Consider the following 433-nt stretch of genomic DNA (forward strand, 5'->3'; position numbering starts at 1 on the left):
GCGAGCACATCCTGCTCGCCCGTCAGGTCGGCGTGCCGCAGCTCGTCGTGTTCATGAACAAGGTCGACCTGGTCGACGACGCCGAAATCCTCGAGCTGGTCGAACTGGAAATCCGTGAACTGCTGAGCAGCTACGATTTCGACGGCGACAACATTCCCGTCATCGCCGGCTCGGCTGTCGCCGCCCTTCAGGACAAGACCCCTGAAATCGGCCATGAAGCTGTTCTGAAGCTGATGCAGGCTGTCGACACCTTCATCCCGCAGCCCGAGCGTCCGATCGACAAGGCGTTCCTGATGCCGATCGAAGACGTGTTCTCGATTTCGGGTCGCGGCACCGTGGTCACCGGCCGCGTCGAAACCGGCATCATCAAGGTGGGTGAAGAAGTCGAGATCGTTGGCCTGAAGCCGACCGCCAAGACCACTGTCACCGGCGT

General features: G+C 61.2%; 1 protein-coding gene. It reads left to right on the forward strand.

What is annotated here, in order from left to right; all coding sequences use genetic code 11:
• Window positions 1–433: GTP-binding protein (locus tag B2V90_RS15730; RefSeq protein ID WP_293922277.1), on the forward strand; the 433-nt coding region annotated here is incomplete at both ends.

This window comes from Sphingobium sp. UBA5915 (assembly GCF_002431195.1).
Lineage (GTDB): Bacteria > Pseudomonadota > Alphaproteobacteria > Sphingomonadales > Sphingomonadaceae > Sphingobium > Sphingobium soli.